Source organism: Nonomuraea sp. NPDC050153 (assembly GCF_044460125.1).
Lineage (GTDB): Bacteria > Actinomycetota > Actinomycetes > Streptosporangiales > Streptosporangiaceae > Nonomuraea.
In genome coordinates this window covers 166,760-182,063 of record NZ_JBITJQ010000009.1, presented here as the reverse complement: position 1 = coordinate 182,063, position 15,304 = coordinate 166,760, and the positions used below count along the sequence as shown (strand labels likewise).

The window sequence follows — 15,304 nt, the reverse complement described above, 5'->3', positions numbered from 1 at the left end:
GCCGCAGCACGTCGCCTGGTGGCGGAGCCCGATTGGATCCGTGGTCAGGCGTCCCAGGTGACCGGGAGGCTCTTGACCCCGTAGATGTCCGCGGTCTCCGGGCGCAGGGCGACCTCGCCGGCCGGTACGGCCAGGCGCAGCGTGGGGAAGCGGTTGAGCAGCGCGGGGAGCGCGACGCGCAGCTCGACGCGGGCCAGCTGCTGGCCCAGGCACTGGTGGATGCCGTGGCTGAAGGCCAGGTGCCCGCCCTCCTGCCTGCGCAGGTCGAGCGCGTGGGGGTCGGTGAAGCGCTCGGGGTCGCGGTTGGCGGTGGCGTACGACAGGATGACCGTCGAGCCGGCCTTGATGGTCCGGCCGCCCAGCTCGACGTCCTCCAGAGCCACCCTCTGGAACTGCTTGGCGACGGTCAGATACCGCAGCAGCTCCTCCACGGCCCCCTCGGCGAGCGCGGGCTCGGCGCGCAGCGCCGCCAGCTGCTCCGGGTTCTGCAGCAGCGCGAAGGTGCCCAGCGCCAGCATGTTCGCGGTGGTGTCGAACCCGGCCGACAGCAGGATCAGCGCCATCCCCCGCAGCTCCTCGTCGGTCAGGTCGCTGTCGATCAGGTCGCTGAGCACGTCGTCGGTGGGGTCGGCGCGCTTGGCGGCCACCAGCTCCGCGAGGTACTGCTGGGTCGCGGTGTAGGCCGCGATCAGCTCCTCGTCGCCGACCTCCCCGCCGAGGAACTTGTCGATGTTCTCCTGGAAGGAGCCCCGGTCCTCGTACGGCACGCCCAGCAGCTCGCAGATGATGACGGCGGGGATGGGCTTGGCGAACGCGGTCACCAGGTCCACCTGCGGTCCGGCCTGCTCCATCGCGTCCAGGTACTCGGCGGTGACCTGCTCGACCCGCTCGGTGAGCAGCCGCATCCGCCGGACGGTGAACTTGCCCACCAGCGGCTTCCGATAGCGGCTGTGCTGCGGATCGTCCATGAGCAGGAACTCGCCGGGCGGCGCCGGAGGCACCTCGAAGTCGCCATAGTCGACCAGCGGGTGATGGCGCATGAGCTCCTTGCGCGAGCTGAACCGCGGGTCGGCCAGGACCGACCTGACCAGGTCGTATCCGGTGACCAGCCAGCCCTGGTGCCCGTCGGGGAAGGGGAAGTGGCTGATCGGGCTGTGCTCGCGGGCCTCGATCAGCTCCTTGGGCGGGTCGAAGGGACAGCCGGCCTGACGCGCCGTCGGCATGGTGGTGAGGGTGTGTTCCATGGTCATTCCTCTCATCGGCCTGGGGCGTCGCAGTGACGGTGCGAGCGCAGCGGGCGGCTGCGTTGCCCGGAACCGTTCATGACAGCCACCATCGCCGACCGTCCTGATACCGGGCCGTCGCCGTGCTGACACGGCCGCTGACACGACACCGCGTCAGACCTGATCACCGCCGGAGCCTCCGCCGCGGGGCCGCCTCAGTATCCGCAGAAAAGTCCTCTACGTCCGCCTGACCTGCGATGATGAAGGTCTTCGGCGTTCGCGGTACGCGTACAGTGGCGGCGTCGGTCGCCGCGTTCGGCACAATTGGTGATGTGCGAGTCGGATTGCTCGGACCGTTCGAGGTCCGAAACCCTGATGGGGCTGTGGTGGAGGTTCCGGGGGTCCGGCTGCGCGCGCTGCTGGCCGCGCTCGCCCTCGAACCCGGCCGGATCGTCTCGCGTGCGAGGCTGGTGGACTGGATCTGGGCGGAGCAGCCGCCCGCGGACGAAGTGAATGCCCTGCAGGCGCTGGTGTCCAGGCTGCGCAGGGTGCTGCCGGACGGTGTGATCGAGGCGGATTCCGGCGGATACCGGCTGGCCGTGGCTCCTGATGCCGTGGACGTGAGCCGGTTCGAGAACCTGATCGGTCAGGCGCGGGCCGCCGAGCCCGCGGCGCGGGCGGATCTGCTGCGCTCGGCCCTGGCATTGTGGCGCGGCACGCCCATGGCGGACATCGCGCTGCAGGGCAGCGAGGCGTTCGACACCGCGGTCGCGCGGCTGGAGGAGCTCCACGTCGCCGCGCTGGGGGACCGGGTGGATGCGGATGTTCGCCTCGGCCGTGGCTCGGAGCTGGTCTCCGAGCTGACCGAGCTGGTCGCCACGTATCCGCTGCGGGAGGGGTTCGTGGCGGCGCTGATGCGAGCGCTCGCCGAGGCGGGGCGTGGGAACGAGGCGCTGACCGTCTACCAGCGGACGCGCGAGCTGCTCGCCGAGGAGCTGGGCGCCGACCCGTCGGCCGAGCTCTCCGCGATGCACACCGCGTTGCTCCGTGGCGAGCTGGGTGAGCGGTCGGAGCACCGCAGGACCAACCTGCGCGCCGAGCTGACGAGTTTCGTCGGCAAGGACAACGACATCTCGGCGATCGCCGTGCTGTCCATCGGGCACCGGCTGGTCACCTTGACGGGGGCGGGTGGCGCCGGCAAGACAAGGCTGGCCACGGAGACCGCGCGGACGATGCTCACCGAGGTGCCGGACGGGGCATGGCTGGTCGAACTGGCCTCGGTGCGGGCGGGCGGCGAGCTGGCGCAGGCCGCCCTTGCCGCGATCGGCCTGCGTGACCAGGCACTGCTCGGCGACGCGCGGGGCGGGGAACCGATGGATCGGCTCATCGCCGCGGTCCGGGAGCGCGCGATCCTGCTGATCCTGGACAACTGCGAGCACATGATCGAGGCGGCCGCGGCTTTCGCGGATCGGCTTCTGGGGGAGTGCCGCAGGCTGCGGATCGTGGCCACGAGCAGGGAGCCGCTCGGCATCACCGGGGAGGTGCTGTGGCAGGTCGAGCCACTCGCGCTGCCCGCGAAGGGGGCGGACCCCGCCGAGGTCGGGGCCTCGCCCGCGGTGCGGCTGCTGCGGGACCGCGCGGATCTGGTGCGCAAGGACATCGGCTCCGACGCGCACACCGTGGCGACCATGGCGCGGATCTGCCGGGCGCTCGACGGGATGCCGCTGGCGATCGAGCTGGCCGCGGCGCGGCTGCGCACCATGTCCGTCGATCAGCTGGCACGTCGGCTCGACGACCGGTTCCGGCTGTTGACCAGCGGCAGCCGTACGGCGCTTCCCCGGCACAAGACGCTGCGCGCGGTCGTGGACTGGAGCTGGGATCTGCTGACCGAGGCCGAGCGGGGCGTGCTGCGGCGGCTCTCGGTGTTCTCCGGCGGGGTGAGCCTGGAAGCGGCCGAACGGGTGTGCGGGGGCGAGACGTTCGCGGGGGAGCCGGTGCTCGACGTGCTGACCGCGTTGATCGAGAAGTCGCTGCTGCTCGCCGACGGCGAGGACGCACCCCGCTACCGGATGCTCAGCACCATCAGGGAATACGCGGCGCACCGGCTCGCCGAAGCCGGGGAGACCGAGTCGGCGGTTCGGGCGCACCTCGCCTACTTCACCGAGCTGGCCGAGACGGCCGATCCGTACCTGCGCCGGGCCGAGCAGTTGGAATGGCTGACCACGCTCGAGACCGAGCACGACAACCTCAGTACGGCCCTGCGCGGGGCGATCTCCGAGGGCTGGGCCCAGGAGGCGATGCGGCTGGCCGGGGCCGCGGGCTGGTACTACTACCTCAGCGGGCACCGGACCGAGGGCATCGAGTTGAGCGTCGCGGCGGCCTCGCTGGACGGTGAGGTGCCCGATGAGGTGCGGGCGCTGGCGTACACCATCGTGACGATATTCGTGACCTCCGGGCCCGGCCGCGACCAGTATCAGGCGCAAGAGTGGATCCAGGAGGCGTACCGGTTCATCCAGCGCAGCGGATATCGCAACCCGCTGGTCGGGTTCATCGCGCCGCTGGAGCGGATGTTGCGGGAGCCGACGGATTTCCTGCCCGCGTTCGAGCCGCTCATCGCCGGTGACGATCCGTGGGTGGGCGCGCAGGCCCGGCTCACCCGTGGCCGGCTGCGGCTCACGCTCGGCGGCGACGCGACCGACGTGGACATCGACGCCGAAACCGCGCTCGCCGAGTTCCGCACGCTGGGCGACCGGTGGGGGATCTCGTGGGCGCTGACCTTCCTCGCCGATCGGCTCGCCATGCGCGGTGAGCTCGCACGCGCGTGCGAATACTGCGAAGAGGCGGCTGTGGCGCTGTCCGAGGTAGGCGCGACCGAGGACGCGATCGAGCTGCGGACGCGGCAGGCTCTGCTGTACTGGCTGCTCGGCGATGAGCGATCCAGCGCGTACGCCATGGCCGAAGCGCAGCGGTGCGCGGACGGGATCGCCTGGCCGTACACGCTTGCCGGGCTGGCGATCGCGAAGGCGGAGCTGGCGCGCTTGCGAGGCGAGCCGGACGAGGCACACCAGCAGCTGGCCACGGTGCGGACGATGCTGACCGACGCCGAACAGAGCGGCATGGTCCACGCCAAGGTCATGAATCTGTACGGCTACCTCACCGAGGATCTCGAACAGGCCCGCGCGCACCGGACTGAGGCGCTCCGTGCGGCTGTGGAGCAGATGTATCCGCCGCTGATCGCCGAGACGCTGGTCGGGATCGCGGACCTCGCGCTGCGCCAGGGACAGCACGAGCAGGCCGTGTGCTTGCTCGCGGCGAGCGACGCCGTGCGCGGTACACCGGATCGTTCGCAGCCGGACGTCTCCAGGATCGCCGAGGACACGCGCAATCGCCTCGGCGAAGCCGCGTTCGCCGAGGCGACCCGTGCGGGGCGACAGCAGGACTGGCATGAGCTGGCCGAGATCACACTCGCTTCGTGAACGACGCGCGCGCCCACAGACAGCCGACCGACGTGAGCCCCGCGCACCAGGCGATCACGCCTTCCGCGTGGCGCTGGGCGGGTGCCCGGTCCACCGTATGTAGGCCCGGCGGAACTCGCGGGCGTCGCTGAAGCCGATCTCGTGGGCGATGGCGTCGATCGAGAGCGCCGACTCGCGGAGCAGGAAGGTGGCGCGCCGCTCGCGGACTCGGTCGCGAATGGCGCTGTAGCGTTCGCCGGCGGCGGTGAGTTGCCGGCGCAGGGTGCGTTCGGTGACGTGCAGGTGGTGCGCGGCCTCGGTCATCGTGAGCGGATGGCGGAGGTTGCGGTTCAGCAGGGCCTCGACGGCGACGGTGATGTCGGGGCGCGCGTCGTCGAGATCGAGCAGGCGGCGGCAGGCGTCGACGGCGACGGCGCGGGTGGGCTCGTAGTGGGTGGGGAAGGTCTGCCGCAGCAGGGCGGCGGCGAAGACGACGCGGTTGGCGTCGGCGCCGAACCGCACGGGGCAGCGGAAGAAGCGCCGGTATCTCTCGGCGTACGGCGGCGCCGGGTAGGTCAGCTCCACGCAGGTGGGTGCCCAGTCCGCGCCGAACATGGAGCGGATGAAGACCAGCGTGCTGCAGAGCGCCTCCTCGCAGAGGAAGGCCACCAGCTCCGGGTCGGGCCCGCGCTCGTGCAGCCGCAGCGCTACCTCCTGGCCGAAGGTCTCGGCCTCCACGTCCAGCAGGGTGCCGGAGGCCTGGTGCAGTTCGAGGGCGAGCGCGAGGGCGTCGCCCGCGGTGGCGCACGAGCGCATCGCGACGCCGAGCATGCCGAACGAGATCAGCAGGTCCCGGCCGCCGACCTGCATGCCGAGCGGCCGGCCGGGCATCGCGCGCACGGCGCGCCGCAGGACCGCGGCGGCCTGGCGGAACGACACCCTGACGGTGCCGGAGGTGACGATCTGGGCCGGATCCAGCCCGGTGCCGGAGAACCAGGAGACGATCGGCAGCCCTTCGCGCTGTCCGATCTCGACGATGCCGGCCAGCACGGACGGCGGGATGACCGCCTGGTTCAGCCGCGGATCGTCATGCTCGGCCACACCGCACCATCCTGTCCGGTCTGCCCCCCATGCTAGCCGGAGCCACCCTCCTCCCGCCCTGGTCAGGCTCGTTTGAATCGGTTGGACCCGAGAAGACCGCAGGAGTGTCCATGGCCAGCAAGAGATCCCGAACGTCGCCGCAAGAGCGGGTGTGCATCGTCGGCGCCGGGCCGGCCGGGTTGTCGGCGGCGCGCGCGTTCAAGCGGCTGGGCGTCCCCTATGCCCAGTACGAACGGCACTCCGACGTCGGCGGCATCTGGGATGTCGACAATCCGGGCACGCCCATGTACGAGAGCGCGCACTTCATCTCCTCCCGCAGGACGTCGGGGTTCTTCGACTTCCCGATGCCGGACACGTTCCCCGACTACCCGAGCAACCGGCAGATCCTGCGGTACACCCGCGACTTCACCGCCGCCTACGGCCTGCGCGAGGCGATCCGGTTCAACACCGCGGTCGAGGCCGTCGAGCGAGCCGGCGACATGTGGGCGGTGACGCTCGGCGACGGCTCCCGGCAGCACTATCGGGCGGTCGTGTGCGCCACCGGTGTCACCTGGGCGCCGCGTACCCCCGAACATCCGGGAGCCTTCGCCGGCCAGATCTGGCACTCCTCCAGCTACCGCAGCCCGCTGGAGTTCCGCGGCAAGCGCGTGCTCATCGTGGGCCTGGGCAACTCCGGCGCCGACATCGCCTGCGACGCCGCGGCCAACGCCGACGCCGCGTTCGTGAGCATCCGGCGCGGCTACCATCTGATCCCCAAGCACGTGTTCGGCGTCCCCAGCGACGAGTTCGGCGCCCGAGGCCCGCAGTTGCCGCTGCGCCTGGAACGGCCGTTGTTCGGCGCCCTGCTGCGGCTCCTCCAGGGCGATCTCACCAGGTACGGGCTGCCCAAGCCGGATCACCGGCTGTTCGAGTCGCACCCGCTGCTCAACAGCCAGCTCATCCACCATCTGCAGCACGGCGACGTCGCGATCCGCCCGGACGTCGCGAGCCTGGACGGCTCCCGGGTCCGCTTCATCGACGGCGGCAGCGAGGAGATCGACCTGATCCTGTACGCCACCGGCTACGACTGGGCCATCCCGTACGCCGAGCGGTATTTCGACTGGCGCGACGGGCGCCCCGACCTGTACCTGACGGCGTTCAACCGGGACCACCACAACCTGTTCGGGCTCGGCTACATCGAGATCAACTCCAGCGCGTACACGGTCTTCGACCACATCAGCAACCTCCTCGCCCAGTACCTGCACGACCAGGACCACGCCCCGGCCCGGGCCGCACGGTTCGACCGCATGATCGTCGGCGACCACCCTCGGCTCAGCGGGGGCATCCGCTTCCTGGACTCGGCGCGGCACCGCTCCTACGTCGACGCCCGCACCTACCGCCGGTACCTGGCCACGGTGCGCAAACGCATCGGCTGGAGCGACCTGACCCCGGGCATGTTCGACCGGCAGCGGCTCGCCGCGACCACGCAGGGAGCGTCGGCATGAAGATCGCTGTCGTCACCGGGGCGGCCGGCGCCATCGGCACCGACATCTGCGCACGCCTGAACGACCGCGGCTACCACGTCGTCGCCGTCGACGTCGACGCCGCCGGGCTGGACCGGCTCCCGGACCCCGCCACCCGGCTGTGCCTCGACCTGACCGACCCCGGCTTCCACGAAGGCGTCGTGGCCGCGGTCGACGCCCTGGGAGGCCGCTGCGAGGTGCTCGTCAACAACGCCGGCATCGTCGTCACCCGGCCGTTCGAGCAGGTGACCGCCGAAGAGGCCCGCCGCGAGCAGCTGATCAACCTACAGGCGCCCATGCAGCTGAGCCGCGCGCTCTACCCGGCACTGCGGCGCGTCCCCGGCCGGATCGTGTCCGTCGTGTCGCTGGGCGCGATGATGCCGCTGGCGGAAAGCGCCGGATACAGCGCCTCCAAAGCCGGGCTGCGTGCCTTCATGCTCGCCCTGGCGATGCTCGAAGGCCGGACCGGCGTGCGCGTCAGCATGGTGAACCCCGGTGCCGTGGACACCCCCATGCTCCGCCACGAGGCCGCCGACGGCGGCTCCGCGCTCAACTTCCTCAGCCGCCCGCTGCGCCCGGACACCGTCGCCCGCGCGGTCGTGGCCAACCTGGACCGGCCCCGCCTGGAGACCAACCTCCCTCGGTACGACGGATGGCTGCTCAAAGCGGCCGGCCTGGCACCCGGCGTCCTGCCGCGCCTGCGCCCACTGCTCGAACGGCTGGCGCAGCCAGGACTGCGGAGATACCGGCGACAGCAGGGGATCCGATGAGCGCGGTGGAGCCGCTCGGCCGTGGTCATGGCACCGGATCGCGCTCTCCGGCCGCACCGTGATCGGGCAGCCGCGGACCGCGCCCGCTGGAGGACTTCGTGATCGTCAGGGCGAGCGCGGCCAGGCTCAGCAGCCCGCCCACCAGCGTGGTGCTCCGGACGCCGAAGCCGGGCAGCAGGACGCTGCCGACGAACGCCCCGGCGGTGATCCCGACGTTGAACGCGGTGCTCACGCCCGCCGAGGCGAGCTCCACGCTGCCCGGGGCGACCTGCAGGATCCGGCTGGCCAGGGCGGTGCACATGGCGGAGAACGACAGCCCGGCCAGCGCGACCAGCACGACCGCCACGATCGGCACGTCACCGAACAAGTACAGCCCGAGCAGCGCCGCGCTCTGCGCCGCCACGGGGACGACCATCGCCGCGCGGGCGTCGCGGTCGGCCAGATGCCCGCCGACGGCGACGCCCAGCAGGCTCGCGATGCCCCGTACCAGGAGGAGCGGCCCGATCGCCGTGGCGGGGAAGCCGCTCACGTCGGTCAGGAACGGGGTGACGTAGGTGTACCCGGTGAACGCTCCGGTGACCGCGAGGGCGGACACCGCCATCAGCCTCCAGTACGCCCGGGAGTCAGGAGCGGTGCCCTTGGTGACGGGGTCGGCCCCGGGTGGGGCGGCCGGTAACAGCAGCGCGATCGCGACCAGAGTGAGCAGGCCGACCGCGCTGAGCGCGAGGAAGGACGCCCGCCAGCCGGCCTGCTGGCCGAGCCACGTCCCGGCGGGCACGCCCAGCACGGCGGCGAGCGAGTTTCCCGCGAAGACCACGGCGACCACGCGGCCGTGCACGCGTGGCGGGAACAGGCTGGTGGCGGTGGAGACGACGATGGCCCAGAACAGGGCCTGGCTGAGCGCGACGACCACCCGGGCGCCGAGGAGGACGCCGTAGGTCGTGGCGGCGGCCGAGAGCGCGTTGGCCGCGACGAACACGACGAGCAGGCTCGTCAGGAGGAGCCGGCGCGGCATCCGGTACGTCAACCGGGTCAGCGGAACGGTGGCGAAGACGACCATCAGCCCGTAGCCGGTCACCAGCAGGCCGACGGCCGAGGGCGAGGTGGACAGGTCGGCCGCGATCAGCGGGAGGAGGCCGATGGGGAGCGTTTCCGTGGTGACGTAGATGAAGGTCGACACCGACAGCGCGGCCAGCGCGCCGATCGACCGTGCGGTGCTGGGTCTGTCCATCCTGCTTCTCCTGTATCGGCTTTTGCCGGTAGCGGATGCGCTAGGGAACTGTGGTGCTCCGCCGGGCGGCCCGGCGGCGTTCGGTGAGGCGGCGCGACTTGACCTCCGTTCCGCAGTCGGCCATCCGGCACCATCTCCGCGAGCCGTTGCGGCTGCGGTCGAGGAAGATCCACCCGCAGCCGCCGCTCTCGGTCGGGCAGCGGCGTACGCGGCCGAGGTCGGCGGTGCGCAGGAGGTCGAGCGCGGCGTGCGCGGCGCGGTCCGGCACCAGCGAGGCCGGGACGATCCCGACGACCAGCCGGACCGCGGACGTGCCCCCGGGATCGGGCGTCAGCCTGGACCGGCCCACCGCGGCGAGCCACCGGCCGTGCAGCCGATCGAGCGCGGCGCCGGAGCCCGCGCCGTCGATCGCCGCCAGGACGGCGGTGTGCAGCGACTCCCGGATGTCCCTGACGGCGTCCAGCGCGGCGGCCGCCGCGCCGGGGTCGCGGTCCCATGCCCCGGCGACCGCCCGGGCGTCCGAATCGTCGATCAACCCGGCGCGCGACGCCCAGAGCAGCAGCGCGGCCGGCTCCGCCACGTGGTCGCGCGGCTCCGATCCGGGGGCAGGGACGCCCCGCTCGACGGTGTTGACCAGATCCAGGGCCGGGTGACCGCCCACCAGTGGCAGTTCGGACACGTCCATAGAGCGATGCTACTACTGAAACGGATTTAGATGGTAGATCTGCGAAAGGCTAGCCTTCGTAGGCGCTCGTCAGGCGTGACCGCGACGCCTCAAGATGGGCGGTCATGGCGCTCGCCGCCGCCTCGGGATCGTTGCGGCAGATGGCGTCGAACACCGCGCGGTGCTCGTCGGCGGCGTAACTGGCGATCCCGTGGCGGAAGTAGAGGCGGTAGCCATGGGTGTGCGCGCGGAACCTGCGCAGCGTGTCGGCGATGAGCGGGCTGCGACTGGCCTCGGCGATCGCGTTGTGGAACAGGGCGTCCAGCTCCGCGAAGCCGCGGTAGGCCTCGTAGGTGTCGCCGACCAGCGGTGACATCATCTGCTCCAGCGACTCCCGCATGGCCGTCACCTCGCCGGCGGTGGCGTACCGGGCGGCCCGCGCGGCGGCGGACGGTTCGAGGAGCAGGCGAACGTCGTACAGGTCATCGAGGGCGGCCCGGTCGAGCAGGGGAGCCACCAGGTAGCCGGCGTTCGGCCGGCGGACGACCAGCCCCTCCGACTCGCAGCGCGCGAGCGCTTCGCGGACCGGCGTCTGCGACACGTCGAGCCGGCGGGCGAGCCCGTCGATCGACAGCTTCGCCCCGGGCTCCAGGTCGTGATCCATGAGCCGGGCCTTCAGCGCCTGGAAGACCGACTCGCGGACGCTGACCTTGGCCGGCTCGTCGGAGCCCGAGCCGGCGGACGCGCCTGTCACCGGCGCCGAGTCACTCATCGCCCCTCCATCTGAGACCGCCGCGGAAATCTTCGCCACTCGTGGTTGACACATGCCCGAAACGCCCTGCATTCTCATGCAAATCGTATCGTATCCGATCCGGGCACCCCGCCCGACTCAGAAGGATGAGCTCGTGACCATTCCCGACTGGTTCGGCGACGCGGGTTTCGGCCTGTTCGTGCACTGGGACCATGCGAGTCAGCAAGGCGTGGAGATCGGCTGGCCTCTGGTCGGCCATTCGATCCTTCCGGGCCGGACAGAACCCGAAGCCGACATGACGATCACGCAGTACCAGTCGAGCGCGGCCACGTTCGACCCCCGGCGCTGGGATCCGCGAGGCGTGGCGCGGCTCGCCCGCGACGCGGGCGCCCGCTACGTGGTCTTCACCGTCCGTCATCACGCCGGGTACTCGATGTACCACACGAGGCAGTCGGACTTCTCCATCGCGGCGTCGCCGTACGGACGTGACATCACCCGGGAGTTCTTCGAAGCGTTGCGCGCCGAGGGCCTGCGCGTCGGGGTCTACTACTCGCTGCTCGACTGGAACCACCCCGACTACCCGGCGTTCACCGACGCCGATCGGCCCTACCCGCACGACCGCTACCGGCGGCCCGCGCCTGACCGGTGGGCGCGATACCTCGACTACGTCAAGGGACAGCTCACCGAACTGCTCACCGAGTACGGGACGATCGACCTGCTGTGGTTCGACGGGGAGTGGGAACGCACCGCGGAGGAGTGGCACGCCGCCGAGCTCCGCGAGCTGATCAAGTCCCTGCAGCCGGACGTGATCATCAATGACCGGCTGCCGGGCCAGGGCGACTACGCGACGCCCGAACAGGGCATGCCGCGCCGGCCGCCGGACGGGCCGTGGGAGCTGTGCCTCACCATGAGCGAGAGCTGGGCCTACCGGCCCGACGACCTCGACTACAAGAGCCCGCGGCTGCTCGCCTCCTACCTGAGCGAGGTCGTTTCCCGGGGCGGAAACCTCCTGCTCAACATCGGGCCGCGGGGTGACGGGTCGCTGGTGCCGACCGAGGTCGCCACGCTCAAGCAGCTCGGCGGCTGGCTCGCCGGCCACGGCGAGAGCATCGTCGGGGCCGCGCCCGCGCCGGAACGCCTGGACTTCCACGGCCCGGCCACGCAGCGCGGCAACAACCTCTACCTCCACCTGGTGCTGCGACCGCAGGACGTGCTGATCGTCAGGAACGTTCCCATCGGCTCGGTCGTCGGCGTCCGCCTGCTCGGCACCGAGCAACCGCTGCAGTACAGCGTCAACGAGGAAGTGCACAAGGCGAACGGCGCGGACGACGAGCCGCTCGGCGAACTGTTCATCACCGTGCCGCCACCGACCGGCGCGCTCATCGACGTCATCGCCATAGAGCTGTCAGCTCCCTGGAAGGACGAATCCCGTGCCACTCTCTAGAACTCTCCGGGCAGCCCTCGCAGGCGTCCTGCTCGCGGCCGCCGGCATCGCGTGCGGAACCGGCACCGGACCGGGCGGCGGCGACGGCAAGTCGCTGCGGATCCAGATCCCCACCGGACCGCTGGCCAGTGCCATGCAGCAGGTCGGCAAGGACTTCGAGAAGGCCAACCCGGGCACGACGGTCACCTTCGAGGGCGTCGACTCCGGCAGCTCCCGCGGCCCCAACGTGGCACTGCTCAGCTCGACCGGCACCCCGGACATCGGCTACCTCCAGCGCAGCACGGGTGTCTGGTCCGCGCTGCTGAAGAACAAGCAGCTGACCCCGCTGGACGACGTCTGGAAGGCCGCGGGTCTGGCGGACAAGTACTCCAAGAGCCAGGTCGACTACTACACGACCGACGGGCGCCACTACGGCGTCCTCTACGAGCAATTGCTGATCAACCCCGTCTACTACAACAAGGCGGCCTTCGCCAAGGCCGGCATCCCCGACCCGATCGACCACCAGATCGCCTCCGTCGCCGACTTCGAGTCCATGGTGGGCAAGGTCAAGGCCGCCGGTTACGAGGGGTTCGGCGTGGGCGGTTCGAGCCCGTACGACCTGGGGCACACGCTGGACGCGCTGCTGCCCACCGCGGTGCCGGCCGAGGACTACGACGCCCTGCTCACCAACTTCAAGCCCGGATCCCCCACGGACGTCAAGTACACCGACCCCGGCTTCGTGAAGGTGCTCCAGATCATCCAGGACTGGCAGAAGAAGGGCATCTACCAGAACGGGATGCTCGGCATGGACACCGACCAGGCCCAGGGGCTGTTCACCAGCGGGAAACTCGCGATGCTGCAGGGCGGCAACTACTCCTACGCGAGCCTGAAGGAGGCCAAGCCGTCGTTCGAGATGGGCTGGTTCCTGCTGCCCCCGCTCACCCCGGGCCGGAAGACGCCGTTCAACGCCTTCAACGGTGACACCCTGGTGGTCCCGGCCAAGGCGGCGAACCCGGAGCTGGCCAAGAAGTTCCTTCAGTTCTTCATGACCGACAAGTACCAGGTCAGCGTCATCGCCGCCACCGGGTCGCTCCCGGTGTTCACCTCGATCCCCGCATCGAGCCTGTCGAACCTCGGTGACCTGGTGCAGCAGCAGTTCGAGCTGTCGCAGTCCGTCGGATTGGTCAACATCTGGGACTCCACCGTGCCCTCCACCCTCGGGCAGGCGTTCTCGGTGCCGGTGCTGCAGAAGCTCGTGGCCGGCAAGCTGACCCCGCAGCAGGCGGCGCAGCAGTACCAGTCGGCGCTGGAGGACCTGCAGTCCGGCAAGGTGTCGGGGGCGTCCGACTGATGACCGCCGACAAAGTCGTCCTGGCGACGGCCGCCACGGCGCGGCCGCCTCGCCGGAGGGCACGGATCTTCCCGATCGCGGTGATGGCCCCCGCCTTGGTGCTGCTGCTCGGGCTCGTCGCCTACCCGATCGCCGGATCCGTGCGCATCAGCCTCGGTTCCTGGGACGGTGTCGGCGCGATCGCCTACCACGGCCTGGACAACTACCGGCGGCTGCTGCGCGATTCGCTGGTCTGGCAGTCCATCGGGACCAGCCTGCAGTTCTTCATCGGGACCGTGGTGTTCACGGTGACCTTGGGCTGTCTCCTGGCCAACGCGATCAGCCGGAAGGTTCCCGGCGCGCGGATCTTCAAGGTCGTGTGGTTCCTGCCGGTGATCATCCCGGTCAGCATCGCGGGCATCTTCTGGTCGAACGCGTTCCAGCCCACGACCGGTGTGGTGAACTCACTGCTCGGCCTGGTCGGGCTCGGAGACGGGCACGCCTGGCTGGCGTCGTCCTCGACGGCGCTGTACGCGGCGATCTTCGTCGCGGTGTGGACGCAGACCGGGTACGCGATGCTGATCCTGCTGGGCGCGATGGAGGCCATCCCCACGGAGGTGCACGAGGCGGCCACGATCGACGGCGTCGGAGCGGCCGGGCGGCTGTTCCGGATCACACTGCCGAACATCGTGCCGATGCTGGGCACGATCACGACGTTGACCTCGGTGTTCTCGTTCAACGCGTTCGGCGTCATCTACGCGATGACCCGGGGCGGCCCGGGCAACTCCACGAGCATCCTCCCGGTGCTGGTCTACAAGCAGTCCTTCGTCGACCAGGACTACGGCTACGGCTCGGCCACCGCGGTCATCACGACGCTGATCGTCGCCGTCATCGGGATCATGGTCCTGCGGATCTTCCGCCAGCAGACCCTGGACGCGCGATGACGGCGCCGCGGACCCCGGGCGGGGCCCGGCACGTCGGCGGCCCGGCGGCCGTACGGCGGCGATCTGCCTGGCGGCGTGGCCCGCTCTGGTACGTCGGTTACGCGCTCCTGCTGGTCTGGACGGCGATCACGGTCGTGCCGTTCGTGTCGATGCTGCTGCTGTCGCTGCACCCGACCAGCGACATCTACGCCCACCCGCTGGGGCTGGGCGGCAAGTGGGTGCTGTCGAACTACGCCGACGCCTGGCGGGGCGTGGTCGGCGGCGCGCCGCTGTCGACGTACATCATCAACAGCGTGCTGGTGGCACTCTGCAGCCTGGCCGTCGGCGTGACCTGCGGCAGCCTCGCCGGCTACGGCCTGGCCCGCGCGACCAGGGGCCTGTCGAACGCGGTCAGCCGCGTCATGGTCCTCGCCCTGAGCGTCCCGCTGGTCGTCGCGCTGATCCCGACGTTCGAGCTGCTGGGCAGGTATCAGATGCTCAACAGCGTGGCGGGCATCTCGCTGGTCTACGCGGCGTTCATGACGCCCACCATCGCCCTGATCATGCGGTCGGTGTTCGCCGCCGTACCGCGGGAGTTGCTGGAGGCAGCCAAGATCGACGGTTACGGGGAGCTGGCCGCGCTGCTCCGCGTGGTGCTGCCGATCAGCAAGGGCGGGTTCGTCTCGGTCACGCTGCTCGGGCTCATCTTCGTGTGGAGCGAGGTCCAGTTCGGAGTGGTCCTGCTGACCCGCCCGCAGAACCGCACGCTGTCGGTCGGCCTGCTCTCCTTCCAGGGCCAGTTCGTCAGCGACCAGGGGGCCTTCTTCGCCGGCCTCGTCATCGCGACGTTCCCGATCGTCATCCTCTTCCTGATCTTCCAGCGCTACGTCACGAGCGGCATCACCCTGGGTGCGCTCAAGTGAAGAAAGCA

At 70.6% G+C, this 15,304-nt stretch carries 12 protein-coding genes; 7 read left to right on the top strand and 5 right to left on the bottom strand.

The features are described from left to right. Window positions 1–44: 44 nt before the first annotated feature. Window positions 45–1,244, bottom strand: a complete 1,200-nt coding sequence (locus tag ACIBQ1_RS23840) for a cytochrome P450 (RefSeq protein WP_397280668.1) — start codon at window positions 1,242–1,244, stop codon at window positions 45–47. Between the two features lie 365 nt (window positions 1,245–1,609). On the opposite strand from ACIBQ1_RS23840, the gene ACIBQ1_RS23835 reads away from it, so the two are divergent. After that, complete coding sequence (locus ACIBQ1_RS23835; RefSeq protein WP_397280667.1) at window positions 1,610–4,699, top strand: BTAD domain-containing putative transcriptional regulator; 3,090 nt, start codon at window positions 1,610–1,612, stop codon at window positions 4,697–4,699. A gap of 54 nt (window positions 4,700–4,753) precedes the next feature. Here the strand turns inward: ACIBQ1_RS23835 and ACIBQ1_RS23830 are convergent, their stop codons facing one another. Beyond that, the gene (locus ACIBQ1_RS23830; RefSeq protein ID WP_397280665.1) at window positions 4,754–5,779 is read right to left on the bottom strand and encodes an AraC family transcriptional regulator; all 1,026 of its coding nucleotides are present in this window, start codon (window positions 5,777–5,779) and stop codon (window positions 4,754–4,756) included. Between the two features lie 110 nt (window positions 5,780–5,889). On the opposite strand from ACIBQ1_RS23830, the gene ACIBQ1_RS23825 reads away from it, so the two are divergent. Beyond that, window positions 5,890–7,263, top strand: coding sequence for a flavin-containing monooxygenase (locus ACIBQ1_RS23825; protein ID WP_397280664.1), 1,374 nt, complete (start codon window positions 5,890–5,892; stop codon window positions 7,261–7,263). Further along, the gene (locus tag ACIBQ1_RS23820) at window positions 7,260–8,051 is read left to right on the top strand and encodes an SDR family NAD(P)-dependent oxidoreductase (RefSeq protein ID WP_397280661.1); all 792 of its coding nucleotides are present in this window, start codon (window positions 7,260–7,262) and stop codon (window positions 8,049–8,051) included. Before ACIBQ1_RS23825 ends, ACIBQ1_RS23820 begins: the two co-directional genes overlap by 4 nt. Before the next feature lie 25 nt (window positions 8,052–8,076). On the opposite strand, the gene ACIBQ1_RS23815 is transcribed toward ACIBQ1_RS23820, so the two are convergent. Genes ACIBQ1_RS23815 through ACIBQ1_RS23805 form a run of 3 tightly spaced genes read right to left on the bottom strand, consistent with a single transcriptional unit; the run spans window position 8,077 to window position 10,718 of the window. Then, window positions 8,077–9,282 carry an MFS transporter gene (locus ACIBQ1_RS23815; RefSeq protein ID WP_397280660.1) on the bottom strand — a complete coding sequence of 402 codons (1,206 nt, stop codon included), beginning with the start codon at window positions 9,280–9,282 and terminating at the stop codon, window positions 8,077–8,079. 40 nt (window positions 9,283–9,322) lie between these two features. After that, complete coding sequence (locus ACIBQ1_RS23810) at window positions 9,323–9,967, bottom strand: CGNR zinc finger domain-containing protein (RefSeq protein WP_397280658.1); 645 nt, start codon at window positions 9,965–9,967, stop codon at window positions 9,323–9,325. A gap of 49 nt (window positions 9,968–10,016) precedes the next feature. After that, window positions 10,017–10,718: a GntR family transcriptional regulator gene (locus tag ACIBQ1_RS23805; RefSeq protein ID WP_397280656.1), complete on the bottom strand. Its 702-nt coding sequence runs from the start codon at window positions 10,716–10,718 to the stop codon at window positions 10,017–10,019. Window positions 10,719–10,851: 133 nt separating this feature from the next. On the opposite strand from ACIBQ1_RS23805, the gene ACIBQ1_RS23800 reads away from it, so the two are divergent. Genes ACIBQ1_RS23800 through ACIBQ1_RS23785 form a run of 4 tightly spaced genes read left to right on the top strand, consistent with a single transcriptional unit; the run spans window position 10,852 to window position 15,296 of the window. Beyond that, window positions 10,852–12,141, top strand: coding sequence for an alpha-L-fucosidase (locus tag ACIBQ1_RS23800; RefSeq protein WP_397280654.1), 1,290 nt, complete (start codon window positions 10,852–10,854; stop codon window positions 12,139–12,141). Beyond that, entirely contained in the window at window positions 12,128–13,471 is a 1,344-nt protein-coding gene (locus tag ACIBQ1_RS23795; protein ID WP_397280653.1) for an ABC transporter substrate-binding protein, read from the top strand. The genes ACIBQ1_RS23800 and ACIBQ1_RS23795 overlap by 14 nt, the downstream gene beginning before the upstream one ends. Beyond that, a complete protein-coding gene (locus ACIBQ1_RS23790; RefSeq protein WP_397280651.1) occupies window positions 13,471–14,394 on the top strand; it encodes a carbohydrate ABC transporter permease in 924 nt (307 codons plus the stop codon). The genes ACIBQ1_RS23795 and ACIBQ1_RS23790 overlap by 1 nt, the downstream gene beginning before the upstream one ends. Further along, the gene (locus tag ACIBQ1_RS23785) at window positions 14,391–15,296 is read left to right on the top strand and encodes a carbohydrate ABC transporter permease (protein WP_397280649.1); all 906 of its coding nucleotides are present in this window, start codon (window positions 14,391–14,393) and stop codon (window positions 15,294–15,296) included. The genes ACIBQ1_RS23790 and ACIBQ1_RS23785 overlap by 4 nt, the downstream gene beginning before the upstream one ends. The last annotated feature ends 8 nt before the right edge of the window (window positions 15,297–15,304 follow it).

Excerpts from the sequence above, each read along its gene's own strand:
- ACIBQ1_RS23815 (WP_397280660.1), bottom strand. The coding sequence starts at position 9,282 with ATGGACAGACCCAGCACCGCACGGTCGATCGGCGCGCTGGCCGCGCTG.
- ACIBQ1_RS23790 (WP_397280651.1), top strand. The coding sequence starts at position 13,471 with ATGACCGCCGACAAAGTCGTCCTGGCGACGGCCGCCACGGCGCGGCCG.
- ACIBQ1_RS23810 (WP_397280658.1), bottom strand. The coding sequence starts at position 9,967 with ATGGACGTGTCCGAACTGCCACTGGTGGGCGGTCACCCGGCCCTGGAT.
- ACIBQ1_RS23820 (WP_397280661.1), top strand. The coding sequence starts at position 7,260 with ATGAAGATCGCTGTCGTCACCGGGGCGGCCGGCGCCATCGGCACCGAC.
- ACIBQ1_RS23805 (WP_397280656.1), bottom strand. The coding sequence starts at position 10,718 with ATGAGTGACTCGGCGCCGGTGACAGGCGCGTCCGCCGGCTCGGGCTCC.
- ACIBQ1_RS23785 (WP_397280649.1), top strand. The coding sequence starts at position 14,391 with ATGACGGCGCCGCGGACCCCGGGCGGGGCCCGGCACGTCGGCGGCCCG.
- ACIBQ1_RS23825 (WP_397280664.1), top strand. The coding sequence starts at position 5,890 with ATGGCCAGCAAGAGATCCCGAACGTCGCCGCAAGAGCGGGTGTGCATC.
- ACIBQ1_RS23840 (WP_397280668.1), bottom strand. The coding sequence starts at position 1,244 with ATGGAACACACCCTCACCACCATGCCGACGGCGCGTCAGGCCGGCTGT.